The organism is Gammaproteobacteria bacterium (assembly GCA_041395725.1).
Lineage (GTDB): Bacteria > Pseudomonadota > Gammaproteobacteria > Pseudomonadales > Pseudohongiellaceae > NORP240.
In genome coordinates this window covers 1,313,789-1,338,350 of record JAWKZW010000001.1, presented here as the reverse complement: position 1 = coordinate 1,338,350, position 24,562 = coordinate 1,313,789, and the positions used below count along the sequence as shown (strand labels likewise).

Sequence of the window (24,562 nt, the reverse complement as noted above, 5' to 3'; positions counted from 1 at the left end):
TCTGCTACTAGTATTTGTAGCTGTCAGTTTTAAAGGGGCCGGTGAGTGGCACGTTGATGTATTCTGCCTGGCGGTCGGTAAGCCTGGTAATGACACCGCCGAACCCGCTCACCATGAGGGCCGCTACTTCTTCGTCCAGCTTCTTGGGCAGTACTTCCACCGTCAGATTTGCCTGTTTGTATTCGTCTGACTGGCTGGCAAAGGCCTTTTCGTACAGGTGAATCTGCGCCAGCACCTGGTTGGCAAAGGAGCCATCCATGATCCGTGACGGGTGGCCGGTGGCGTTGCCCAGGTTGATCAGGCGGCCTTCGGACAGCAGAATCAGGTAATCATCAGGATTGGTTTCAGGGTCCTGGCGATAGATCTTGTGCACCTGGGGCTTGATTTCCTCCCAGGTCCAGTTGTCGCGCATGAACTTGGTATCGATTTCATTATCAAAGTGCCCGATGTTACAGATTACGGCGCCGGACTTGGTGCTCTGCAGCATAAACTTGTCGCAGACATTGACATTGCCCGTGGTTGTGACGATCAGATCCATGGCGCCGAGCAGACGCTGGTTGATGCCTTCCAGGCTGCCGGTATTGATGCCGTCCACGAAGGGGGACACCACCTCGAAGCCGTCCATGCAGGCCTGCATGGCGCAGATCGGGTCGATCTCGGAGATCTTCACGATCATGCCTTCCTGGCGCAGGCTCTGGGCGGAACCCTTGCCTACGTCGCCATAACCCACCACCAGCGCGTGTCGTCCGGACAGCAACATATCGGTACCACGCTTGATGCCGTCGTTGAGGCTATGGCGGCAGCCGTACTTGTTGTCGTTCTTGGACTTGGTGACAGAATCATTGACATTGATTGCAGGCACTTTGAGAGTGCCTTTCTCCAGCATCTCCACCAGTCGATGCACACCGGTAGTGGTTTCCTCGGTAATGCCGTGGATATTCGCCAACAGCTGCGGGTATTTGTCGTGCACCATGGCAGTGAGGTCGCCGCCATCGTCAAGAATCATATTGGCATCCCAGGGCTGACCATCCTTCAGGATAGTCTGCTCGATACACCACTCGCCTTCTTCTTCAGTCTGACCTTTCCAGGCATAAACAGCGATACCCGAAGCCGCGATACAGGCCGCCGCGTGGTCCTGGGTGGAAAAAATATTGCACGAAGACCAGCGGACCTCTGCCCCCAGTTCCACCAGGGTTTCGATCAATACGGCAGTCTGTACCGTCATGTGGATACAACCAAGAATCTTTGCGCCGGCCAGCGGTCTGTCGGCGGCATACTTGCGGCGTAAGGACATCAGGGCCGGCATCTCCGCTTCGGCCAGGGTGATCTCGCGCCGCCCGTAGTCAGCCAGGCTGATGTCGGCAACTTTGTAATCCTCTTTGATTATTTCGGCTTGCTGGGTCGATAAACTGTTCATTGGTAAATTACTCCGTGAATTCGTTCTGGTTGTCAGGTTAAACGCCTGCGGCATGTTTCAATGTGGCGGCCTTGTCGGTTTTTTCCCAGGAAAAACTCTCTTCTTCCCGACCGAAGTGGCCGTAGGCGGCAGTCTGCTGGTAGATGGGTTTGATCAGGTCGAGCATCCGGATCAACCCCTTCGGACGCAGCTCGAAGTGTTCTCTCACCAGTTCGGTGATGCGGGCCTCGGAAATTCTGGCGGTGCCGAAGGTTTCCACGTTGATGGATGTGGGTTCCGCAACCCCGATGGCGTAGGACAGCTGAATTTCGCAGCGGTCCGCGATGCCGGCGGCAACGATATTCTTGGCTACGTAGCGAGCCACATAAGCCGCTGAACGGTCCACTTTCGAAGGATCTTTACCCGAGAAAGCCCCGCCACCGTGTCGCGCCATGCCACCATAGGTGTCGACGATGATTTTACGACCGGTCAATCCACAATCTCCATAGGGGCCCCCGATTACAAAACGACCGGTAGGATTGATGAAGTACTTGGTGTTCTTATCGATCCATTCGGCGGGCAGTACGGGTTTGATGATTTCCTCCATCACGGCTTCCTGCAGAACGTTCATATTGATCTCTTCACGATGCTGTGTGGAAAGCACCACGGCATCGATCGCCACCGGTCTGCCGTCCTCGTAGCGGAAAGTGATCTGGCTCTTGGCGTCAGGTTGCAGCCAGGGCAGGGTGCCATTTTTGCGTACTTCCGCCTGGCGTTTGACCAGCCGATGGGAGTAGGTAATGGGTGCCGGCATCAGGACGTCGGTCTCGTTGGATGCATAGCCGAACATCAGACCCTGGTCCCCGGCCCCCTGTTCGTGGTCTTCGGTTTCATCGACGCCCATCGCGATATCGGCCGACTGCTTGCCGAGAGCATTGATGACGGCACAGGTGCCGCCGTCGAAGCCGCTTTCTGTGTTGTTGTAGCCAATCTCGTTGACTGTTTTGCGAACCAGTGCTTCGTAATCGATGTTGGCGTCGGTGGTAACCTCACCGGCAAGCACAACCATGCCGGTTTTGATCAGGGTTTCGCAGGCCACCCGGGAGCGGGGATCGATTGTCAGCAGGGCGTCGAGGATGGCATCGGAAATCTGGTCAGCCATCTTGTCAGGATGGCCTTCGGAGACCGATTCAGAAGTAAAAAGAGAAGATTCAATCATAGGTGTTTCCTTCGCTTATCGTTCGTAAAATTCTGGTAAACCCAGCTTTTATCAGTGGTCGGCGCCTGCTGTCGGACCTTCGTTGGTCTCGTTGACAAACAATCGCACCTGAATTTGAAATCCGTTGCGCAGACCCAGATAGAGGCTTTGACCCTCTGCCAGCCCTGCCTGTATCGCCCAATTGGTGAGATCCTGCGTGTCGAAGCCCAGCCACAGATCACCGCAGGATTCGCGCACCCAGTCCTGGTCATGGCTGATCAGTTCCACCAGCAGTAATACGCCTCCCGGGTTCAAAAGGCGCTGCGCTTCTCTGAATACTTCGACCGGGGCGGGAATGTGGTGCAACACCATGTTCAGCACAATCAGGTCGCAATCCAGCTCCTGATCCGGTGCCTGGGTGATATCGCCGTGAATAAATTCGACGTTGCCGATACGGTTGGCGTTGACGGTGGCGCGAGCCTGGTCAAGCATTTCCGCCGAGTTATCCAGGGCGATGACGCGATCGAAAAAATTCGCCAGTTGCAGCAGCAGTTCGCCGGCACCGGGCCCAACTTCCATAACAACCGGTGGGTTGGTGAACCTGATGCCCTGAATCAGATCTTCCAGACTGCCGGCGTATTGCTGGTACTCGGCAATCAGCCCCTGCTTCTCCCGGAATTTGGCTGCGTTGCGCCGGAAAAAGTCCAGCGATTGCTGGGAGCGCTCCTGGTGGATCAGCTCGACCCGCTGCAGGGTCTCCGGGGGCAGGGGCAGTCGGTCGATGTTGGTAAAGGCAGAATTCTTGAAGTCACCGAACGGGTCGGCGTCCAGAATCAGGGGGCGCCGATAGAAAATGGAATTGCCTTCGCGCCGGGTGGAGACCAGTCCGGCTTTGGCAAGGATTTTCAGATGATGGCTGAGCGCCGACTGACGGATGTCCAATACCCGGCAGATTTCCAGCACGCCGAAAGACTCGGTTTTCAGCAGGCGCAGTATTTCCAGCCGCAGTTCGTCAGCCAGCGCCTTGCAAAGCCTGGTCAGCTCGTCGAGATTGCCGGATTCCGGCAGATCTGCAGCTTTTAACGCGGTTACGGACAAGATTCAGCCCTGGTCTGGTCAGCAAAAGTAGCGCGAAAGGTACCAGCATTGGGTTGGCAAGGCAAATCTATATCAAAATATTTTGATATAGATTTGCCTTGCTTGTGTTCAGGGGCAGCCTCTTTCTCTTTCTCTTTGGGTTTGGTTTAGGTTGAGGCGCTGGGTCAGGCAGGGGGCTTCGAGCGGTCTCGCCGGCAGGGCAGTCCGCCGGCTGCAGACCGCGCCCCTCCGGGGTGCCTTCGCTCCGGAAAATGCCCTGGAAAGCGGTCATTTTCCTGCACTCAGCGCTGGTCTTTGATCGCAGCCGGCGGACTGCCCTGCCGGCGAGACCTTCGATTCACGTGTGATTTCAGGTAGCCGGGCTTCGAAAGGGTTCTGTCCGGGATTCTGCCGCCCGCTCTGGAGACGACGAGAACATACAAGTCCGCAATCTGCCTCCCTCGGTCACTCGATGGGGTCTTCAGCCCAGCGCATTGTGGCACTTGGTCAGAGGCTCCCTGATTTCAAACTTCAATGGTACCCGTCAATCGCTGTTGCTGTTTTCAAGATCAGAGAACTCTGATGAAACTCTGATGACGCCCACCAATCGCCGCCATTGTTTTCGAAGTCGCCTGACTGCACTCCTCACTGCAGCGTAAGGCATGGTCAGGCAGGGCTGTCGTGCGGCTGCAATCAGGGACCAGCGCTGAACGGCGAAAAATGACCGCCCCTCAGGGCATTTTTCAGAGTGAAGGCACCCCGGAGGGGCGCGGGCCGCAGCAGCACGACAGCCCTGTCTGGCCAGGCCGTTCGGAGCCACCGATAGTAATCCCCCGGGACACATATCCACCCCAAGAGAACCCATTTCAACAACCTCTTCCCAAACCATCTACCCCGGCACACCGAAAAAGACCCTGCTAAGGAGACCGACCAGAAGACCAACAACCAGAAAAGACCTGATCACGAAAAGTCGCCGACGATTTGTTCCATTTCCATCGTTGCGCTTCTACAAAGAGAAGCAGTTGGAAAATAGCTGTCGCGCCGGTGGCATATTGGCGCAAGGTGCGGGAAAATAGCCGCCGTTATTGAGAGGGGTCACTTCGGAGGACGAAAAAAAGAATGTCAGCTCAAGATGTCACGCGCAAACAGCGTGCAGATGCTATTCGTGCACTGAGCATGGATGCCGTGCAGAAAGCCAACTCCGGTCACCCCGGAGCACCAATGGGCATGGCGGATATCGCCGAAGTTCTGTGGAACGATTTTCTGGTCCACAATCCCGCCAATCCCCACTGGTTCAATCGTGACCGCTTCGTGTTGTCCAACGGGCACGGCTCCATGCTGATGTACTCCCTGCTCCACCTGAGTGGGTACGATCTGCCCATCGAAGAGCTGCAGAACTTCAGACAGCTGGATTCCCGCACCCCTGGTCATCCCGAATACGGGATGACGCCCGGGGTGGAAACCACTACCGGTCCGCTGGGGCAGGGGCTTGCCAACGGGGTTGGAATGGCAATGGCGGAAAAGACTCTGGCCGCCCAGTTTAATCGCGACGGGCACCAGGTTATTGACCATTACACCTACGTGTTTGCCGGCGACGGTTGCCTCATGGAAGGTGTCTCCCACGAAGTCTGTTCACTGGCGGGGACCCACAAACTCAATAAACTCATCGTGTTCTACGATGACAACGGTATCTCCATCGACGGTGAAATTGATCAGTGGTTTACCGACGATACGACCAAGCGCTTCGAAGCCTATAACTGGCATGTGCTGTCCATCAACGGTCACGACCCGCAGCAGATTGCCGATGCTATCCGTCTCGCCCAGGCCGAGCGCGAGCGCCCGACTCTGATTCGCTGTAAAACCATCATCGGCTTTGGCGCCCCGAATAAACAGGGGACTGCCGCAACTCACGGTTCACCCCTGGGGCCTGACGAAATCGCCGCCGCGCGGCAGGCATTGGGCTGGGAGTATGAACCGTTCCTGATCCCGGACGCGATCCGGCAGAGCTGGGATTCCAGGGAGAAAGGCCACCAGGCCGAAATGCACTGGAAAGAGAAACTGGTGCAGTACGAAGAAGAGCGCCCGGATCTGGCGCTGGAACTGGTGCGCCGGGTAAAAGGTCAGTTACCGGGTGACTTCAAGGCCCGAATCGACGCCTTCATCGAGAGTTGCCAGGCAGGCGGCGAGAAACTCGCTACCCGTGAGGCATCCAAAAAGTGTCTCGATCAGCTGGGCAGCTGGCTGCCGGAATTGATTGGGGGTTCTGCTGACCTGGCCGGTTCCAACGGGGCAAAGTGGGATGGCAGTACACCAATCACCCAGCAGGCTGACGGCAACTACATTTACTACGGCGTGCGGGAATTCGGCATGACCGCCATCAACAACGGCATTGCACTGCACGGTGGCTTTCTGCCCTACTGTGCTACTTTCCTTATTTTTATGGAATATGCTCGCAATGCTGTGCGCATGGCATGCCTGATGCGGCAACGCAGCGTGTTGGTCTACACTCATGATTCCATCGGGCAGGGTGAGGACGGCCCTACCCACCAACCGGTAGAGCAACTGGCGAATCTCAGACTCACCCCTAACCTGTCCACGTGGCGGCCCTGCGATGTGGCCGAAACCGCCGTCGCGTGGAAAGCGGCCGTACTTCGTGCCGATGGGCCTACTGCACTGGTGCTTTCCAGGCAGGGGCTTCTCCATCAGCAGCGCAGCCCGGAGCAGCTGCAGAACATTGCCCGCGGGGGCTATATTCTGCTCGACTGTCAGGGCGATCCGGAACTCCTTATTATTGCCACGGGGTCTGAAGTGGAGATTGCCCGTCTGGCTACCGAGGCGCTGCAGGCCGATGGCCTGCAGGCCCGGCTGGTGTCGATGCCGTCAGTGGACGTCTTTGAGAGCCAGGACCCGTCGTACCGGGAGAGAGTTCTGCCAGCCGCGTTGCGCAAGCGCGTGGCTGTGGAAGCCGGCATTGAGGATTACTGGCGCAAGCTGGTAGGCCTGGACGGGGCAGTGGTCGGTATGCGCACCTTCGGAGAGTCGGCCCCGGGCCCGCAATTGATGGAAAATTTCGGTTTTTCCGTCGCCAATGTGGTCAGCGTTGCAAGGTCCCTTTAGGGGCCTTCAGGCCTGGCTGCCAGACCGGGAAATTACATGCCGTATCGAATTGCAATCAATGGCCTCGGCAGGATCGGCCGGTGCGTTCTGCGTGCCCTCTATGAATCCACGGACTACCCGCAGCTGCGCATCGTAGCCGTAAACGATCTGGCCGATATCGGCACCCTGGCGCATCTGCTGCGCTATGACAGTACCCACGGACGCTTTCTTGGCCGGGTCAACCAACTGGACCAGGCGCTGGAGATAGATGGCGATACAGTCCAGGTATTTCATCACCCTGACCCGGGTGAACTGCCCTGGGCCCGGCTTGATGTCGACCTGGTAATGGAATGCACGGGAACCTTCAGCGACCGGCCGACGGCCAATCTGCATCTGCAGGCCGGGGCGCGCAAGGTACTTTTTTCCCAGCCGGCGGAGCGGGATGTGGACGCCACTCTGGTTTATGGTATCAATCACCAGGCCCTGACCGGTCAGGAAACCGTGCTGTCCAACGCCTCCTGCACGACCAATGCGATCATCCCGGTCATCCGTGCCATCGATAAGGCGCTCGGTATCGGCAATGGGGTCATAACTACCATCCACTCGGCCATGAATGATCAGCCGGTGATCGATGCCTACCACCACAATGATCTGCGTAAAACCCGCAGCGCCATGCAATCCATCATCCCGGTAGAGACGGAAATCGCCCGGGGTATTGGCCGGATTCTGCCGGGCCTGGAAAATCGCTTTGAGGCTTATGCGGTGCGCGTACCGACGGTGAATGTTTCCGCTATTGACCTGACCCTGGTGGTTGAAAAATCCTGCTCCGTGGAGACGGTTAACAACCTGATCCGGGCGGAAAGTGGGCAACTGCCCCTCAATATCCTCGGCTATACCGAAGAACCGTTGGCATCCTGCGATTTCAATCATGATCCGCGGTCGGCGATCGTCGATCTCAGTTTTACCCGGGTAAGTGGCAGCAGGCTGGTGAAGCTGCTGATCTGGTTCGACAACGAGTGGGCCTATGCGAACCGCATGCTGGATGTGGCACAATACCTCGCGGAATCCGTAACCCGGCAGGCCGACGCAAGGTAAGGAGTGAGCCTGGTAACAGGGCCGGGGACAGGCAAAGGTAGAAGGCAAAGGTAAAGGTAAAGGTAAAGGTAAAGGGCAGAATGCCTTCCGGCCTCCAGGCTTACCGGGGGCCCCATGCGCTGCATGGCGGCTATCCGATCAGGCCAACGGGCGTTGCAAATCACCAATTGGAATACCGAGGGAAGTAAAAACAAGATGACTATTCTGCGAATGGAAGACCTGGATCTCTCGGGACAGCGGGTGCTGATCCGTGAGGACCTGAATGTCCCTGTCAAAGACGGTTCGGTGGCCAACGACACGCGGATCAGAGCGGCACTGCCGACGATCAGGCTGGCGTTGGAGCGGGGCGCAAAACCCATCGTCATGTCCCATCTTGGACGCCCCGAAGAAGGGGTTCCGCTGGCAGAACAACGGGAGTCGTCCCTGTTGCCGGTGGCCAGCCACCTTGCCCAGTTGCTGGGCTGCCAGGTCAACCTGTGCGAGAACTATCTCGACAATCCCGGTGCGGCGATTCCAAAACCAGGCACGGTAACATTGCTGGAAAATGTGCGGGTAAACAAGGGTGAGAAAGCCGACGACGAGACCCTGGCTAAAGGCTATGCGGCACTGTGTGATATTTTTGTGATGGATGCATTCGGCACCGCCCACCGTGCCCAGGCCAGTACCCACGGGGTGGCAAAGTTTGCTCCCCAGGCCTGTGCGGGTCCGTTGCTGGCCAGGGAGCTGGACGCTCTGGACAGGTCGCTTAAGAATCCGGAGCATCCGGTCCTGGCGATTGTTGGTGGGGCTAAAGTGTCCACCAAACTGCAGGTTCTGGAACGTCTTGCTGAAATCGTGGATCAGCTCATCGTCGGCGGTGGAATTGCCAATACTTTTCTCGCCGCCGCCGGTTTTACGGTTGGAAAATCCCTTTATGAACCGGAATTGATGGAGCAGGCCCGGGCCCTGATGGCAAAAACTGATATTCCTATTCCGGTAGATGTGGTGGTCGCCAGAGAATTTTCCGAAGCGGCGCTGGCCACGGTGAAAAAGGTAGCCGATATCGATGCAGAGGATATGATCCTGGACGTGGGGCCCGAGACGGCGGCAATGCTCGCAGACCGAATTGCGAAAGTGAAGACCATCATCTGGAACGGCCCGGTCGGGGTTTTCGAATTCGAGCAGTTTGCGGGTGGGACACGGGTGGTAGCGGAAGCAGTAGCAGCCAACCCGGGTTTTTCCATCGCCGGAGGCGGCGAAACTATCGCCGCCATCGACAAGTTTCAGGTTACCGATCGTATTTCCTATATTTCCACTGGCGGAGGCGCGTTTCTGGAATATGTCCAGGGTGCCGTACTGCCAGCCGTGGCTATGCTGGAGAGTCGTGGCTAGCAGGCTGTAGCCAGAAAAAATTTGCATGGCAGTGTTTCCAACCAACGGGACTGCCTCAACAGTTAACGAGAACGAGGATTTATCATGGCTTTAATCAGTCTGCGACAGTTGCTGGATCATGCCGCTGAGCACGGGTACGGAGTGCCGGCATTCAACGTCAACAACCTGGAACAGGTCAGGGCCATCATGGAAGGCGCTGACGAGGTCAACAGTCCGGTTATCCTCCAGGCTTCGGCCGGTGCCCGAAAATACACCGGCTCCAATTTTCTCAAGCACCTGATCCAGGCAGCAATAGAAGAGTTTCCTCATATCCCCATCGTCATGCACCAGGATCACGGTGTATCGCCGGCGGTCTGCCAACGCTCCATTCAGCTGGGGTTTTCCTCGGTGATGATGGACGGCTCCCTGGCCGAGGATGGTAAAACCCCGACGGATTTTGACTATAACGTGCGGGTAACCAGCCTGACCGTCCAGATGGCGCACGCCTGCGGTGTTTCGGTGGAAGGCGAGATCGGCTGCCTCGGCTCACTGGAAACCGGGATGGCCGGTGAAGAAGACGGCATCGGCGCGGAGGGCAAACTGTCCATGGACCAATTGTTGACTGACCCCCAGGAAGCGGCAGATTTTGTCAATGCTACCGGAGTGGATGCCCTGGCCATCGCTGTCGGCACCAGTCATGGAGCCTACAAGTTCAGCCGTCCACCTACAGGGGATACTCTGGCTATTGATCGTATCAGGGAAATTCACGAAAAGATTCCGAACACACACCTGGTCATGCACGGGTCGTCATCGGTACCCCAGGAATGGCTGGCGGTGATTAACGAGTTCGGCGGGGAGATTCCGGAAACCTACGGTGTCCCCGTGGAAGAAATTCAGGAGGGTATTCGACATGGTGTTCGAAAGGTGAACATCGATACCGACCTGCGACTGGCGTCCACCGGCGCAGTGCGTAAATTCCTGGCTGAAAACAAGTCCGAATTCGATCCGCGGAAGTTTCTGACACCGACCATCGGCGCAATGAAATCCATCGTCAAGGCGCGCCTTGAAGCGTTTGGTACCGCAGGCCAGATTGCCAACATCAAGAAAATTTATACGCTCGAGGAGATGTCTCAGCGTTACATAGATGGCATGTAGAGCAGGTTCGATGGCACCGGGGCAAGGCACCAGAGGCCTGTGAGTTTCACCCGCGAGCAGGCCCGGCGGCTGCATGACAGTCTAGCGGCCTTTGATCTCAAGTCGCCGGTGGTGGATGACGAACTGACCCGTGCCTACCTGCGTCATTACGGGCTGGCACATCTGCAGGCCCCCTGGCCGCTTACCCACTTCTTTGGCAGTTTCACCAGCGGGCCGTTCCGGCTCGCTGGCCAGTTTTTTGCCGTGCCCCCCGAAAACTGCCGCGGTACCGTAGTTATCGTTCACGGCTATTACGATCACACAGGCCTGTTTTGTCACCCGATCGAGCTGTGCCTGTCCCTGGGTTTCTCAGTGCTGAGCTTTGATCTTCCCGGGCACGGGTTGTCCGGCGGCGATCCGGCCAGTATCAGTTCCTTCGACTATTACAGCCAGGCTCTGGTTGATTGTCTGCGGCTGGCGGGGCAGGCGGGAGCTGCCGGACCCTGGTCTATCCTCGGGCAAAGCACCGGCGCGGCGGCGATTATTAATTGCCTGCTGGATCCGCAGCGGTATCCGCTGCCTGCTTTTCATAAAATACTACTCCTGGCGCCTTTATTGCAGCCCGTGGACTGGGCCAGCGGCCTGGTCAAGTACCGCTTTATGCGCTGGTTTGTCAAACGCGTGAAGCGGGATTTCGCCCGCAACAGTCACGATGACGAATTTCTGCACTTCATTGCCGGGGAGGACCCTCTCCAGGCCCGATACCTGATGGTGGACTGGGTGCGGTCACTGAAGGCATATCTCGATAAATTTGCAGCCGCGCCGCGCTCGCAGCAGCCGCTGCACATCATTCAGGGCACTGAGGATACTACGGTGGACTGGCGCTATAACCTGCCAAAGCTGGTCGATAAATTCCCGGCCGCCAGAACCTACCTGATAGAAGGTGCGCGCCACCATCTGGTCAATGAGTCGGACCAGTACCGGCAACAGGTATTCAAGAGAATCGCAATGATCCTGACGCAATAGCCATGCTGCAGCCGGATCTGCGCGCTATTGCCTGCTCGAGCTTAGTGCCTGCGCGCGGTACAATGTTGCTTCCAGCTAAGCCGGTATCCCGTGAAAAACACCTTTCGATCCCTCTCCGCACCAAACTACCGTCTGTGGGTCATTGGGGCCCTGGTTTCCAATCTGGGCACCTGGATGCAACGCACCGCCCAGGACTGGCTGGTATTTACCGAGCTCACCGAAACCAGTGCCACGGCGCTGGGTATGGTCATGGCGTTGCAGTTCGGCCCGCAGTTCCTGCTGTTGCCACTGACCGGTTATGCTGCCGATCATTTTCCGCTGCGCAAACTGGTTTTTATTACCCAGTCGACCATGGCGTTGCTGGCCCTGGTGCTGGGGGTGCTGGTGGTGAGCGGACAGGTGCAGCTCTGGCACGTTTACCTGATTGCCTTGCTGTTGGGCTGCACTACCGCGTTTGATATGCCGGCCCGGCAGACCTTCGTATCGGAACTGGTGCCGGATCACCACCTGACCAATGCGGTAGCGCTGAACTCCACTTCCTTCCAGTCCGCCCGGCTGGTCGGGCCGGCGGTGGCGGGGCTGCTGATCGCCCTGGTCGGAACCGGCTGGGTTTTCCTGATCAACGGGTTTTCGTTCATCGCGATACTGCTGGCGATTTCCCTGATGCGGGCGGACCAGTTGCGATACCGGGATCTCGCCGCGACTCCCCCTGGTGGCATGCTGCAGGGATTTCGCTACATTGCTGCCAACCGCCAGATTCTGATTGCCATGCTGATGTTCATGCTGATAGGTACCTTTGCCATCAACTTCCCCGTTTATCTCTCAACCATGGGTGTGAAGGAATTCGGTGTCGGTGCCGGACGCTTCGGATTGATGACATCGATGATCGCGGTCGGTTCGGTACTCGGTGCGCTGATGGCGGCCAATCGTGAACAACCGGGAATGCGTCATCTGCTGCTGGGTGCGCTGCTGCTGGGCTGTGCGCTCAGTCTGGCGGCCCTGATGCCTGGCCTGGTCTCCTTCTGCCTGGTGCTGGTGCTGGTCGGGGTATCCGCCCAGACCTTCATGACCAGTGTGAACAGTGCCGTACAGATGTGGACCATTCCGGTGATGCGGGGACGGGTCATTTCTATTGTCTTTGCCCTGTCAGTGGGCGGCACGCCACTCGGGGCGCTAAGTGTCGGTTGGGTGGCTGACAGTTTCGGGCCCCGGCTGGCCATGGGTGTCGGGGCAGCGGCGGGATTTCTGGCTGCCGGTGTCGGCTTGTTCTACGTGCTTCGGTACGGGATAAAAGAAGGCGTCCGGCCCCCTGGATCACCACCGGCAAAGGCCACTACAGACCCGCAAACTGAACCCCAGGGTGCGGTTTCCGGTCGCGACAAAACCAGAGATTAACCAGTGCCGGCGCAGATCGGCCTGGCAATTTATCTGCTGGTCGCCATGGGGAGAAACTGTCCGCAGTTCTACAGCGGCGCGGTTGTCATTACCGTGCCTTCTCGTCGCGGGTCCGCTGCACCGGTCATGCCGTCCTCTTCGATGAGGATAACGTGGAGCCCGGAATTTTCACCGGCACTTTCCCGCACGTTGTAGCCGGCTTCCTGTAGCCGCTCTGCCAGTGCCGGCCCGGGCTCGCGGCCGACTTCAACTCGCACCAGTTCCCCCCGGGCGATGATGTTGGGGAAATCAACCGCTTCCTGTACCGACAAGCCCCAATCCACAATTCCCAGCACGCTTTTTGGCCGTATAGGCGGGAATGGAATTTCCGCCGGGAGAGCCGGTTACCATGAACAGCTCACCCTCTGAGTCCAGGATGATGGACGGCGACATGGAGGAGCGGGGCCGGGCGCCGGGCCTGACCGCGTTGGCTGCCTCGGGGGCCTCGGGGTCATAGGCGCGGGAAAAATCCGTCAGCTCATTGTTGAGCATGAAGCCGGCAGCCCAGCGGCGTGAACCGAAGGCGGATTCCACCGTCATGGTGGCAGACACCGCGTTACCCTGGCCGTCCACGATGGAAAAATGCGTGGTGCCGGCAGGCTCCTGCGTGGAGTCGGTAGCGAAAACCGCCAGCTCTTCGCCGCCCAGGATTTCCGCCGGATCGCCATGTGTGGGAATTCCATCCGGCGCAACTGGATTCTGGCCGCGAAATTCCAGGTAGCGCGGATCCAGCAGCTGATCGAGGGGTACATCGACCCAATCCGGGTCGCCGAAGTAGTAGTCTCGATCGGCATAGGCCAGACGCTGGGCGTCCACGAAGGCACGTATCTGATCGCCCTGATCCGGGTTCTCCGGTAACAGCTCGTCATACAGGTTTACTATCATGATCTGCATGGCGCCGGAAGACGGCGGGGTAGCGGAACACAAGGTCAGGTCTCGCCATGCACCGCAGACCGCTTCTCTTTCCAGCGCCTGATAGTTGGCGATGTCTTCCGTGGTCAGACTGCCGCCATCGGGCCCGGCCTGAGCCGATCGGGCAATAGCCTCGGCGATTTCTCCGCTGTAAAACGCCGATGGCCCCTCACTGGCAATGCGTCGTAAGGTATCGGCATACTCAGGATTCCGGAGCAGTTGGCCCGCCTGCAGGGGCTGGCCGTTGGGATAGAAATACTCCGATGTGCCCGGGTTCTCGTCCAACAGGGACGAGGTCGCCATACCCGGCAGTAGCCGGGCCATTTTTTCGGTTACCACGAAGCCCTCGGTGGCGAGCCGGATTGCCGGTTCGAACACCGCCTCCCAGGGCAGGACGCCGAAGCGGTCGTGGGCGAGCCTGTACAGGGCAACAGCCCCGGGGACTCCCACCGCTTTGCCGCTTTGCACGGCGTCTCGGAAATTCATCACCTCGCCGTCCTGCATGAACATATCGATGGAGGCGTTGGCGGGAGCGGCTTCACGACCATCCAGGAATTGAACCTGCTTGGATTCCCGCTCGTAGACTACCATGAAGCCTCCGCCTCCGAGCCCGGAACTCTCCGGCTCCACGAGACCCAGAACAGCGTGTGCTGCGATCGCTGCATCAACCGCATGGCCTCCCTGGGCCAGCATTTCCGCGGCAGCCTCGGTGGCGTATGGGTTTGCCACCGCCGCCATGAAACCCCGGTTCCAATCCCCTGCGGACTGTTCTTGATCCGGGATAACAGCCTGGATTGCCACCCCCTCAGAGCGTGAAGGCCCCGAATCGACCGGAGCAGCAGACTGCTCCCTGGATTCAGAACAACTGGTCACTAATGTCAGAAGCAACAATAGACGCAATACTTTCATGGCTGGTGTCTCGAATAATTAACAGGAATAAGGGTTGTACGGATGACGGAAAAATAAACGGCTACTTTTTCCCGGTGTGCTGCGCAAATGGCCGGCAGGTCGCCCATCGCTGCAAGCACCGGGCTGTCGAGAAATTATCCGTCTGGTCGTTGTGGCGGTTACACTGGTCCGGAATTGTAATCCTATTTATAAATACCGCTGCCTGGACTGTTTCTGCCCTGCCAGGCAGCTTAGCCAACGTTTTCCAACAGCCTGCCAGGCTTCAGTCGACAACAAACACGGCAGCGACTTCTACGCAGGCGTTCAATGGCAGCTCGCTGACCCCTACGGCGGTTCTGGTGTGGCGACCCGCCGCACCGAAGACGTCTACCATCAGGTCCGATGCTCCGTTAACAATCGCCGGCTGCTGGGTAAATCCCGCTGCCGAGGCTACGAAGCCGTCCAGGCGCATACACTGCCTCACCCGATCCAGGTTTCCTTCCAGGGCGACATTTAGTGCAGCCAGAATATTGATGCCACACTGGCGGGCTGCCGCGCGGCCGTTCTCGATACTGACTTCATTGGGCACTGAACCAGGATGCATCAGCACGCCGTCAAGGAACGGAATCTGCCCGGCAATATACACAAACTGATCCTGTAGCAGGAAGGGGACATAGTTTGCCACCGGTGGCGGCACTTCCGGCAGGCTGATACCCAGCTGCTGCAGTCGCCCGCTTATTGATTCGGCGGCCCTTACCGGCCTGGACAGGAGGGTAGGCACGGCCAGGGCCCCCGCCAGCGATACGCCACCGGTGAGCAGCCGGCGCCGCTGTGACTGCAGGGTTGAACACTGCTGGCAGTGATCCGGCCCGTTTCCGTTGCTGGTGTGTTCGGCCATTAAGAAGTCTCCCTTGCCTGGATTTGCGCCGGGGAAGCCCCGATGCAGAGAATACCCCGTTATCATGCATAAACCTTACCAGAATTCCTACCGGTGCGTATCTGATTTATGCGCCTGATCAGCCACATCTGCACGTACTGTCCAGATAACTGACTCCGTGATTCGTGGCCTGATTGTACCTTTGGTTTATCGGGCCGCGTAACTGGACAAATCTCTACTGCAGCGATACCTTCTGCTCAACTCACTGGCTGACGGTGGGCAGATTAATTGCCGTTGCTGATCATGCTTCGAGGAAGCCTTGGCTGGCACACTGTCACTTCGACGCTGAACGTTCCTTAAGAGCAGCGGGTCTTACCCTGCTGGCCTGTGTTCGTTAACAGAACCGCAATCCCTGCAGAGAGAGAAAACGCTTGCAAATCATACCCCAATCCATATTTCCCAGCCTGGTCTGGACCACGCTGTTCGACGACCGGGAAGTTTTCAATGCCAGGCTGCTGGAGCTGGCAAATCAGATGCGCGCCCGGGATCCTGCCGGGGTGGCCAACACCAATGTCAGGGGTTGGCAGAGTCCCAATATTCTCCAGAATCTTGCCGAATTTGACGACCTGAATCTCAGGATTCTGCAGATTTCTGAGCGCATAGGCGAATCCCAGCACTTCAGGAAAGACCTGATCTTCCAGCACCAGGCCTGGATCAATGTCAGTCCGCCAGGTGCTTCCAATAAGATCCATTACCATGCCAACTGCCACTTCAGTGGCGTCTACTATATCAGCCTCAAGGCGCCGGAATGCGGCAGTATCTTTTTCAGAGACCCGCGGGTGGCGTCCAGGATGTTCACCTATCCCGCTACCGAGCCCACCGACTTCACCACCGAGGAAGTTTTCATGCCGCCGGAAGAAGGGCGCATGTATGTCTTTCCTGGCTGGATGGAACACGGGGTGGAGGAAAACAAGAGCGACCAGGACCGGGTGAGCATCGCCTTCAATGTACTGGCCACTCCCCGCCCTCCCGAGTGATCAGTAGTCGGTAACGCTGAAGCGGTCGTTGCGGGACAGAAACTGACCCTGAATCGTCAGTCCCAGTGGCTCACCCGCAAGTGGTGCGTCTTCGGGCAGCCCCAGCTGAGCATGGATATGCAGATGGGGCTCGGAACTGTTGCCTGAATTGCCCATCTCACCAAGCGGCTCACCAAGGCTTACGTGCTGGCCCGTGCTGACCTTGAGGCTGCCATTGCGCAGATGGGCCAGGATGACAAAAACGTTCTCGCCACAGTGGATTGCCAGGTAGTTGCCTGCCATGGCCTCTCGGTTCATCCTTGGCACCCGGTTATCAGGCACACCATCCAATGCTCTGGCCACGGTACCTGCGCAGGGCGCCACAAGTGGAGCGCCATAGGTGTGGTACTTCTCGGGATCTCTCGGGTGCCAGCCGTCGACATGGAATCCCCACGAAGATATTTTGAAGATGTCCAGCGCCCGGCTTTGACCGCGCCAGTTTCTGAATTCGGGACGATCCGGATTCAGAGTTTCCAGGTGTGCATTCACCGCCCGGTTTGAACCCCCGCTGGCTATCAGATAAGTGCCGGACGGGAAGGGAGAAGCAATATCGATGGTCTTCACGGCAGGCAATTTTTTACCTTGCCACGCCTGAAGTCCCAGATAGGTTCCGTAGGCTCCAGTGGCAGCTAACAGGATAATCAGCAGCCGGGCGCGAAGACCAGTACCCGGGACCCACGGACCGTCGGCCCGCCGATTTACCAGGTGCCAGGTAACACTGCCGAGAAAAAGAATCAGGTAAAGATCGGGAACCCAGAAGGGAGGCATCGCCCAGATCGCCACGGCCCGGAGGCCGATAAGGATGCCTGCAACCGCCAAGGCCTGCACCGAAAAAGCAATCCAGCCGCGGGAGGGCCACTGTGTCAGCCAGATAAGCAGGCCCAGCGGCATCACCAGCTGTAGAATGAAAGCGATCATAAAAACAGGTCTGGGGCTGATGTGTTTGTCCACAGGGTAACAGGTGTCGCGAGCGTAGCGAAAGACCTCGCCGCCGACCCTGTCTGCTGGAGCCAATGCCTCGAATGATATTGGACTGTCCCAGATGAACTTTCGGGAGCAACGGAATATCGGCGACCACCCCCATGATCTGTTCGAACAGAGAGTGGCAATGCTGGCGGCACGCAGAACAATCGGTATATTACATGATGCATGTTGCGCTGGCTTTATAGTATTCTGCGCTGGTTGCGTCTGCCTGCCCCGGCTGCCAATCTGCTCGACAGGATTGTCAGTGGCCTATGCCGCCGACGTTTTCTCCATTCGGGATCCATTGGACGACCCGCTGAAACTAAATTCATTGCCATACGATAGATTCCAAGGTCGCAATCCGGTGCAGACGAGTCACCCTACCACGCTTTGAAGCTCGGCCAAGGGGTCCCGGGCCGGGAATTTATCCAATGATTGGGTTAAGATACAGCAGGTTCACAAGCCGAGTACCCGCGATGCGATCACTGATTCTTACTATCCTGTTGCTGGCCAGTGCCAGTGGTCAGGCGCTTACCTTCCGGCTTGACGGTGATGAGGTTGTGGGCAATAACCTGGAAATTGAAACCCGCTACGAAGATACCTTTGTCAATTTTGGCCAGGTCTACGGGCTGGGATACCGGGAGCTGATCGATGCCAATCCGGGTATTTCACCCTGGGTTCCCGGGGAAGGTACCGCAGTCACACTACCGTTATCCTTTATCCTGCCCAGCCAGGGGCTGACCGGAGAGGAAGTGATCGTGTTGAATCTGGCAGAATTCCGCCTCTACCACTTCCTGCCGGAGCAGAAAATCGTCAGAGCCTACGCAGTTGGGATCGGCAAGGAAGGCTGGCAGACGCCAACCTCGGCAGCCAGGGTGACAGGCGTTGTGCAAAACCCAAGCTGGACACCGCCGGAGTCAATTCGCCAGGAGCAGGCCGCCAGAGGCGTCATCCTGCCAGCGGTGGTGCCGCCGGGCCCGGATAACCCACTGGGCGAATACGCCGTGGCGCTGTCTATCCCCGGCTATCTTTTTCACGGCAGCAACAAGCGCCTTGGCGTAGGCATGCGGGTGAGCCACGGTTGCATCAGGCTGTATGCTGCAGATATTGAGGAGCTGGCAATCAGCGTACGCCCCGGGTTACCGGTAACCATCATCAATGAACCGGTGAAAGCCGGCTGGAAACGCGGGCAGCTTTATCTGGAAGCCCACCCCCTGCTGGCCGAAGACCAGGACCGGATTATCGATCTGGAAGAACTCATTACCGATGCCTTGTCCAGAAGGCCGGAGCTGACCAGGGAAGTAGACTGGGAGAAAGCACGGCGGGTAGCTGAACAGCGCAGTGGTGTACCAGAGGTAATCTCGCTGCAGCCTGTACCCTACTGAAGTCAGCAAAGGGGCAAACAGGCAGCAGCGGGAAAACCGGTTATTTACTGCTGATTGTTTCTGCCAGCCGGGTGACTGCCTCATTGGCGTCGTTGGCTGCGCGAAGCGCCTGGTCTGCAGTGGCCTGGGCCCGTTCTGCCGCCGCCATGGCCGCATTGGCGGCTCGCAGCGCATCATTGGCGGTCTGTTGGGCTGACTGGGCCGTGGACTGGGCGGAATTGGCGGTTGCCTGCACCTCGTCTACGCGGGCACTGCTGGCGCAGCCGGTAGCCAGCAACAGGGCTAAGGCGGTGGCGGACAAGCCCACTTTGTTTTTGAAAGATTTCATTTTTCTAACCTCATTCTTGATTAATCAAGACCTTCCCTGGCAGATGTTACGCTACACACTGTATAAGTAAATTTGTTTCACATCAATCAGAGATCAATCAGCCGCTGATCAACAGAATTCCAGGCGGGTTCTTGTTCCTCCGAGGTGCATGAACTGGCAGGCGTACTGGATAGTCGACTGGTCCCAGGTCTGTTCCTCGGGCATGGCAATCAGCACGTTAATTCAGTAAAGTACTTCCAACAATTCAGGGAGTTAACCTTGCCATGAAGCCAATACACAGATCAGTTACGTGCATCCTTACCTTGCTGCCCCTTGCCTTCGCCATGGCGGCCGAAGAAGGGGAACATTACACAACCGAGTGGGGGCATCCCGACCTGCAGGGCGTGTGGAATTTTTCCACGGAAATCCCCTTTGAACGGCCGGCTCGCTATGGCGATCGTGAATTTCTCACCGCGGAGGAGATAGACGAAATTCAGGCCCGCCTGGCAGCCGAAGCGGCCGCAGGGGCGGTAGTGGAAGCCGACCCTGATCTCGCCGATCGCGGAGCGCCGTCCACCGACGAGCGTTTCGTTTATGGTTACGATCATTTCTGGTACGAGATGGCGTCTATTGCCGAGACGGTCCGTACTTCTCAGATCATCTACCCCCGTGATGGTCAGATGCCGGCTGTCCTGCCCGATGCCCCAAGGGGCAGCAGTGGCTTCCTTGAGGATGCGGTCGGCGAGCGGCCGGTCAGAACCGGCAGTGGGGGAATCGGCAAAGATGGCCCCGAGGACCGTGGTCTGCCTGAACGCTGCATCGTGGGTATGAACGCGCTGCCTCCCTATCGGCCCAGTCGCTACAACAATAACCTGCAAATCGTGCAGAACAGGGACCACGTAGTAATCCTGTCGGAAATGATTCACAACGCCCGGGTAATTCCTCTCGATGAGCGGCCGCCCCTGCCAGCAGACATGGAGCTGTGGACCGGTGATTCCCGTGGCTATTGGGATGGCGATACCCTGGTTGTAGAATCCCGTAATTTCAGCTTTCTGACTGCCAGCCTGCAAAGCTTTGGCACCGGAAAACACAAAGTCCTGACCGAACGCTTCACTCGTAGTGATTACGATACGCTGGAATACGAATGGACACTGGAAGACCCGGCCACCTTTTCGGACCGGATCACGGCGGTTTTACCCATGGCCAAGGTCGCCGGGCAGCTCTATGAGTACGCCTGTCAGGAAGGCAACTACGGCCTGCTTAATATTCTGCGCGGAGCCCGGGAAGAAGAGAGGCGCGCAGCCCTGAGTGGCGAGCAATAAGCGCGCCACCAGAGGTCCAGGTAAGAGAACGCTGGGCAGTCGTGTTAAAGACAGGTGGTTTTTCCAGTTGCGGATGCCTGGCGCAGGAATCTTTCTTCATCAATCCGGCATGATTTGCTGGCTGACAATTCCTCCACGGTGGCCTCGATGATCGTCTGCTGCCAGGCGGATAACGCCGGGTTTAAACAGTAGTAAGTCCAGTTGGCATCCCGTCGGTCTGTCACCAGCCCGGCTGCCTTCAGAGCGGCCAGCGCCTTGGATGCTGATGGCTGGCTGATTTCCAGTGCCTCGACAAATTCACATACGCAGATCTCAGCATTTCTGGCCAGCAGGTACAGACACCGGAGTCGCACCGGGTTGCTGAGAACTGAAAAAATCCTGGTGTTCTGTCTGATCATAAATTGAAATATTCCAAAAATGGAATATACTTCCCCCCAGCGCTTGCGGCAAGCCTGACAGCAGCCAGGAGACTATTTTTTGTGAAGATCGCCTTTCTATGTACCCATAATGCCTGCCGAAGTATTTTAAGCGAGGCAGTAACCCGCGAGCTTGCCGGAAACTATATTCAGGTTGCCAGTGCGGGCAGTGCACCCTCAGGTAAGGTACATCCGCTGACGTTGCGGCATCTTGAGCAGCGGGGTTATCCGGTATCAGGTCTGCACAGTAAATCCATTGAGGCGCTGGAAGCCTTTCAACCCGATGCGGTCATAACGGTTTGTGATCAGGCCGCCAGGGAGCCCTGTCCGGTGTGGCTGGGCAACGCAGTAGTGACCCACTGGGGGCTACCGGATCCGTCGCGGCTCGACAGCACCGAAGCCGAAGTGGATAAAGCGTTCGAGGCCGTCATAAAAACCATCGAAGCGCGGGCTTTAGAGCTGATACGGGTATTGCCACTGGACACGCAAGCTGATCAGTTGAAACAGACGTTGGATAAAATCGGAGAGCAGGACTAGTGGGACTTTTTGAACGTTATCTTTCCCTCTGGGTAGGCCTGTGTATTGGCGCGGGAATTCTCCTGGGTAATTTTATGCCAGGCGTCTTTCAACTGATCGCCGGGCTGGAGTATGCCAACGTCAACCTCGCAGTGGCAGCATTAATCTGGGTGATGATCTATCCGATGATGGTGCAGATCGACTTTGCGGCGGTCAAAGAAGTAAGGAAGAAACCCAAAGGACTGGTGCTTACCCTGGTGGTCAACTGGTTGATCAAGCCCTTTACCATGGCCGCCCTGGCCTGGCTGTTCTTCCGGGTGCTTTTTGCCGGCTGGGTTGATCTGCAGTCAGCCAGTGAGTATATCGCCGGCATGATTCTGCTGGGTGTCGCTCCCTGCACGGCGATGGTGTTTGTCTGGAGCCAGCTGACCAAAGGTGACCCCAATTACACGCTGGTCCAGGTTTCGGTAAACGATATCGTCATGGTGTTTGCCTTTGCGCCGATCGCGGCTTTTCTGCTTGGTGTCAGTGATATCGCGGTGCCGTGGGAAACGCTGTTGCTGTCAGTGGTTTTGTACGTGGTGCTACCCCTGTCAGCCGGGGCTTTCACCAGGCACCGGCTGGAGGCCGGCGGTGACGGCCAGCAGCTCACCGGATTTGTTCACAGGCTGAAACCCTGGTCCATCATCGGCTTGTTGGCCACGGTCGTGCTGCTGTTCGGGTTTCAGGCTGAGAAGATCATCGGCCAGCCCCAGGTCATTGTCCTGATAGCTATTCCACTGATGCTGCAGACTTACGGAATCTTCGCCATCGCTTACGTTGCCGCTCGAGCGATCAGGCTCCCCCACAACATAGCGGCACCCGCCTGCCTGATCGGCACCTCCAACTTTTTCGAACTGGCAGTTGCGGTCGCCATTTCCCTGTTCGGCCTCAATTCCGGTGCAGCGCTCGCAACAGTCGTTGGGGTGCTGGTTGAAGTGCCGGTGATGCTTTCCCTGGTGGCGATAGTAAACCGTACTGGCGACTGGTTTACCGAGGCGGTCTGAGTGGCAGCAGGTCACTGCAGGCAGGGGACCATAGATGTGCCGAAGTCACAGGGATTAGTGCCCTGGCGAACCGGATCGGTGCATGCCCCCGGGTTTTAGCGCCAATTCTGCTTGTTCTCCCCTGACAATCCTGGCACGGCAGTTGCTTTAAGTAAGCTACCGCTTTAGTTGCCGCAGGGTTGGAATTGATCTGATTCCGGCCACTCCGTTCTGGCAACAGATTTTCGCAGGAGTAAAAGAGCACACTCTGATGCCAATGCAACTTAGAGGGCTGCGCAGTTTCTGTCTTGCCGCCCGTCACCTCAGTTTCAAGAAAACAGCGGATGAGCTGTGCCTGACAGCCAGCGCCGTCAGCCACCAGATCAATGATCTGGAGTCTGAACTGGGAGTTAAACTCTTTGAACGACAGATCCGTTCGCTATCCCTGACACCCGAGGGCCTGAATTATTACGAGGAGGTGGCTCCGCTTCTGGCAGCCATTGATGAGGCCACCAGTCGTGTGAAAAAGAATTCCCGGCGTGTTCCGCTGCTGGCGCAGATGCCTGAATTCTTTGCCAGTGAACTGTTGATGCCGTTGATCAGTGACTTTTCTGACCGTTATCAGGATATCGACCTGCGGATAGAATCCATGGATTCAAGCGGCGAAGCCAACCCTGAGGCAGACATCAATATCGTGTTGTCCCGCCATCGACCACAGGTCGCCCAGGCCGAGAAGCTGTTTCCGATTCGCTATATTCCCGCCTGCAGCCAGGCATTGCATGCGGACTGGAAGCGGAAAGGCTTCAGTGGTATCGACGCGATCAATGTCTCGACTATCCTGCTTCACAAAGCAAGGCCTCAGGCCTGGACCCGGTGGGCCCGACATGCCGGCGTCGGCAGAATGAAACCGAAACAGATTATTTTTGTGGACAGTATGTTTGCACTGGCCCGTGCCGCACAGAGGAGTGCGGGTATCGCCCTGGTGCCCATGCCGGTCAGCAAGGCCTGGTTCGATTCGGGAGAACTGGTACCTTTGCATGACACGGCGTTGGTAACGGATGACTTTTACTGGATGACGCTCAATGCCGAATCCAGTAACAAGGCGGCGGCTGAAATTTTCTGGAAGTGGATCAGCGCGAGCCTGCAGCAATACGCCGAACAGATGGATGAGAAAAATTCATCCGTCGCCTGATGAATCATACTTTGTCGGATTGGAATCCGATCTCTAATATCAGATCAAACAGCGAGATCAATGGAACGCACCAAACTGACTCTTAACTGATTTTCATCAAGGAATCGACATGAAACACATTATCAAATCACGACTCTTACTTGCTACAACCGGCCTTTGTTCTCTGTTGCTGTCCGCAACTGCGTCGGCCGACTATCGCGTCACCGCATTCGGCTATTCCTCGGAGTACGATGCCTTGTTGTCTCAGGACGTGGCGTCTGCCAAATCGATCCTGCGCGACCGCTCTCTGGACAGCCTTGACTTTGTCAAAGCCAATAACCTCTGTGTGACTCAGATCCTGACCGAAGAATTTGCCGCCGCAGAAGTGGCCTGTTCAGCGGCATTGGAAAAAGTTGAAAAGGATCTCAGTATCGGGGTCGTTGCTACCCGGGACGCAAAGGCTTCCATTTATTCCAACCTGGCGGTGGCCTTGGCGATGAGCGGCAATATCGCCGCTGCCAGCGCAGCGCTGGAGACAGCTTTGTCGCTCAATTCCCGCGATAAGAACGCGGTCGCCAATTACAGCCTGGTCAGCCAGAAGCTGCCGGCATCGGAGCTGGCACAGAGCTTCTAAACGTTTTTACACCTTTACCCGTCGTCACTAACCTACGACTCTCTCTTGTCGGGGTAGTCAGGAAAAATTCTTCTTCCTGGTTACTCCGGCTTCTTTTTGACTGCTTATTGGCTCGACCTTTTCTCTCATCTTCAGCCTGGGGCCCTGTCCGGTTAATCCAGGCCTTGCACAATTTTTCGGCCCAGGCCCACTGCAGGCCTGGCGATAGCAAGCTGGACAGTGACTGGGAAGCTCACGAAAAGGGGATGGATTGCCAGCGAAATC

Annotated in this window: 22 protein-coding genes; 13 read left to right on the top strand and 9 right to left on the bottom strand. The window is 57.3% G+C overall.

Annotation, left to right across the window (positions count from 1 at the left end; translation table 11 throughout):
• Positions 1 to 7 precede the first annotated feature (7 nt).
• Genes ahcY through R3F50_05920 form a run of 3 tightly spaced genes read right to left on the bottom strand, consistent with a single transcriptional unit; the run spans position 8 to position 3,692 of the window.
• Entirely contained in the window at positions 8 to 1,417 is a 1,410-nt protein-coding gene (gene ahcY, locus R3F50_05930) for an adenosylhomocysteinase (GenBank protein MEZ5489840.1), read from the bottom strand.
• A 37-nt stretch (positions 1,418 to 1,454) separates the two neighbouring features.
• The gene (gene metK / locus R3F50_05925) at positions 1,455 to 2,615 is read right to left on the bottom strand and encodes a methionine adenosyltransferase (protein MEZ5489839.1); all 1,161 of its coding nucleotides are present in this window, start codon (positions 2,613 to 2,615) and stop codon (positions 1,455 to 1,457) included.
• Positions 2,616 to 2,666: 51 nt separating this feature from the next.
• Positions 2,667 to 3,692 carry a metalloregulator ArsR/SmtB family transcription factor gene (locus R3F50_05920; GenBank protein ID MEZ5489838.1) on the bottom strand — a complete coding sequence of 342 codons (1,026 nt, stop codon included), beginning with the start codon at positions 3,690 to 3,692 and terminating at the stop codon, positions 2,667 to 2,669.
• Between the two features lie 1,098 nt (positions 3,693 to 4,790).
• Between R3F50_05920 and tkt the strand changes: the two genes are divergently transcribed.
• From tkt to R3F50_05890, 6 genes are all read left to right on the top strand, one after another.
• On the top strand, positions 4,791 to 6,788 hold the full coding sequence (gene tkt, locus R3F50_05915; protein MEZ5489837.1) for a transketolase: 1,998 nt from the start codon (positions 4,791 to 4,793) through the stop codon (positions 6,786 to 6,788).
• A 36-nt stretch (positions 6,789 to 6,824) separates the two neighbouring features.
• Positions 6,825 to 7,862: a glyceraldehyde 3-phosphate dehydrogenase NAD-binding domain-containing protein gene (locus R3F50_05910; protein ID MEZ5489836.1), complete on the top strand. Its 1,038-nt coding sequence runs from the start codon at positions 6,825 to 6,827 to the stop codon at positions 7,860 to 7,862.
• A 195-nt stretch (positions 7,863 to 8,057) separates the two neighbouring features.
• A complete protein-coding gene (locus R3F50_05905; protein ID MEZ5489835.1) occupies positions 8,058 to 9,233 on the top strand; it encodes a phosphoglycerate kinase in 1,176 nt (391 codons plus the stop codon).
• Positions 9,234 to 9,317: 84 nt separating this feature from the next.
• Positions 9,318 to 10,367, top strand: coding sequence for a class II fructose-bisphosphate aldolase (gene fba, locus R3F50_05900; GenBank protein ID MEZ5489834.1), 1,050 nt, complete (start codon positions 9,318 to 9,320; stop codon positions 10,365 to 10,367).
• 39 nt (positions 10,368 to 10,406) lie between these two features.
• The gene (locus R3F50_05895; GenBank protein MEZ5489833.1) at positions 10,407 to 11,372 is read left to right on the top strand and encodes an alpha/beta hydrolase; all 966 of its coding nucleotides are present in this window, start codon (positions 10,407 to 10,409) and stop codon (positions 11,370 to 11,372) included.
• A gap of 90 nt (positions 11,373 to 11,462) precedes the next feature.
• The gene (locus R3F50_05890; GenBank protein ID MEZ5489832.1) at positions 11,463 to 12,767 is read left to right on the top strand and encodes an MFS transporter; all 1,305 of its coding nucleotides are present in this window, start codon (positions 11,463 to 11,465) and stop codon (positions 12,765 to 12,767) included.
• 68 nt (positions 12,768 to 12,835) lie between these two features.
• Here R3F50_05890 and R3F50_05885 read toward each other — a convergent pair whose 3' ends face one another.
• From R3F50_05885 to R3F50_05875, 3 genes are all read right to left on the bottom strand, one after another.
• Positions 12,836 to 13,078, bottom strand: a complete 243-nt coding sequence (locus R3F50_05885) for a hypothetical protein (GenBank protein ID MEZ5489831.1) — start codon at positions 13,076 to 13,078, stop codon at positions 12,836 to 12,838.
• Positions 13,056 to 14,627, bottom strand: a complete 1,572-nt coding sequence (locus R3F50_05880) for a gamma-glutamyltransferase family protein (protein ID MEZ5489830.1) — start codon at positions 14,625 to 14,627, stop codon at positions 13,056 to 13,058. The genes R3F50_05885 and R3F50_05880 overlap by 23 nt, the downstream gene beginning before the upstream one ends.
• Positions 14,628 to 14,889: 262 nt before the next feature.
• A complete protein-coding gene (locus tag R3F50_05875; protein MEZ5489829.1) occupies positions 14,890 to 15,504 on the bottom strand; it encodes a RidA family protein in 615 nt (204 codons plus the stop codon).
• A 410-nt stretch (positions 15,505 to 15,914) separates the two neighbouring features.
• Between R3F50_05875 and R3F50_05870 the strand changes: the two genes are divergently transcribed.
• Positions 15,915 to 16,520, top strand: coding sequence for a TIGR02466 family protein (locus tag R3F50_05870; GenBank protein MEZ5489828.1), 606 nt, complete (start codon positions 15,915 to 15,917; stop codon positions 16,518 to 16,520).
• Here R3F50_05870 and R3F50_05865 read toward each other — a convergent pair whose 3' ends face one another.
• Complete coding sequence (locus R3F50_05865; protein MEZ5489827.1) at positions 16,521 to 17,477, bottom strand: M23 family metallopeptidase; 957 nt, start codon at positions 17,475 to 17,477, stop codon at positions 16,521 to 16,523.
• A gap of 521 nt (positions 17,478 to 17,998) precedes the next feature.
• On the opposite strand from R3F50_05865, the gene R3F50_05860 reads away from it, so the two are divergent.
• Positions 17,999 to 18,907, top strand: coding sequence for a L,D-transpeptidase family protein (locus R3F50_05860; GenBank protein MEZ5489826.1), 909 nt, complete (start codon positions 17,999 to 18,001; stop codon positions 18,905 to 18,907).
• 40 nt (positions 18,908 to 18,947) lie between these two features.
• On the opposite strand, the gene R3F50_05855 is transcribed toward R3F50_05860, so the two are convergent.
• A complete protein-coding gene (locus R3F50_05855; GenBank protein ID MEZ5489825.1) occupies positions 18,948 to 19,235 on the bottom strand; it encodes an Lpp/OprI family alanine-zipper lipoprotein in 288 nt (95 codons plus the stop codon).
• Between the two features lie 263 nt (positions 19,236 to 19,498).
• Between R3F50_05855 and R3F50_05850 the strand changes: the two genes are divergently transcribed.
• Positions 19,499 to 20,536: a hypothetical protein gene (locus R3F50_05850; GenBank protein MEZ5489824.1), complete on the top strand. Its 1,038-nt coding sequence runs from the start codon at positions 19,499 to 19,501 to the stop codon at positions 20,534 to 20,536.
• 44 nt (positions 20,537 to 20,580) lie between these two features.
• Here R3F50_05850 and R3F50_05845 read toward each other — a convergent pair whose 3' ends face one another.
• Positions 20,581 to 20,934: a metalloregulator ArsR/SmtB family transcription factor gene (locus R3F50_05845; protein MEZ5489823.1), complete on the bottom strand. Its 354-nt coding sequence runs from the start codon at positions 20,932 to 20,934 to the stop codon at positions 20,581 to 20,583.
• 81 nt (positions 20,935 to 21,015) lie between these two features.
• Between R3F50_05845 and R3F50_05840 the strand changes: the two genes are divergently transcribed.
• The 4 genes from R3F50_05840 to R3F50_05825 all read left to right on the top strand — a co-directional run bounded on the left by R3F50_05840 (position 21,016) and on the right by R3F50_05825 (position 24,298).
• On the top strand, positions 21,016 to 21,489 hold the full coding sequence (locus R3F50_05840) for an arsenate reductase ArsC (GenBank protein MEZ5489822.1): 474 nt from the start codon (positions 21,016 to 21,018) through the stop codon (positions 21,487 to 21,489).
• The gene (arsB, locus tag R3F50_05835) at positions 21,489 to 22,514 is read left to right on the top strand and encodes an ACR3 family arsenite efflux transporter (protein ID MEZ5489821.1); all 1,026 of its coding nucleotides are present in this window, start codon (positions 21,489 to 21,491) and stop codon (positions 22,512 to 22,514) included. The genes R3F50_05840 and arsB overlap by 1 nt, the downstream gene beginning before the upstream one ends.
• Positions 22,515 to 22,764: 250 nt before the next feature.
• Positions 22,765 to 23,685, top strand: coding sequence for a LysR family transcriptional regulator (locus R3F50_05830; protein MEZ5489820.1), 921 nt, complete (start codon positions 22,765 to 22,767; stop codon positions 23,683 to 23,685).
• Positions 23,686 to 23,794: 109 nt separating this feature from the next.
• The gene (locus R3F50_05825; GenBank protein ID MEZ5489819.1) at positions 23,795 to 24,298 is read left to right on the top strand and encodes a hypothetical protein; all 504 of its coding nucleotides are present in this window, start codon (positions 23,795 to 23,797) and stop codon (positions 24,296 to 24,298) included.
• The last annotated feature ends 264 nt before the right edge of the window (positions 24,299 to 24,562 follow it).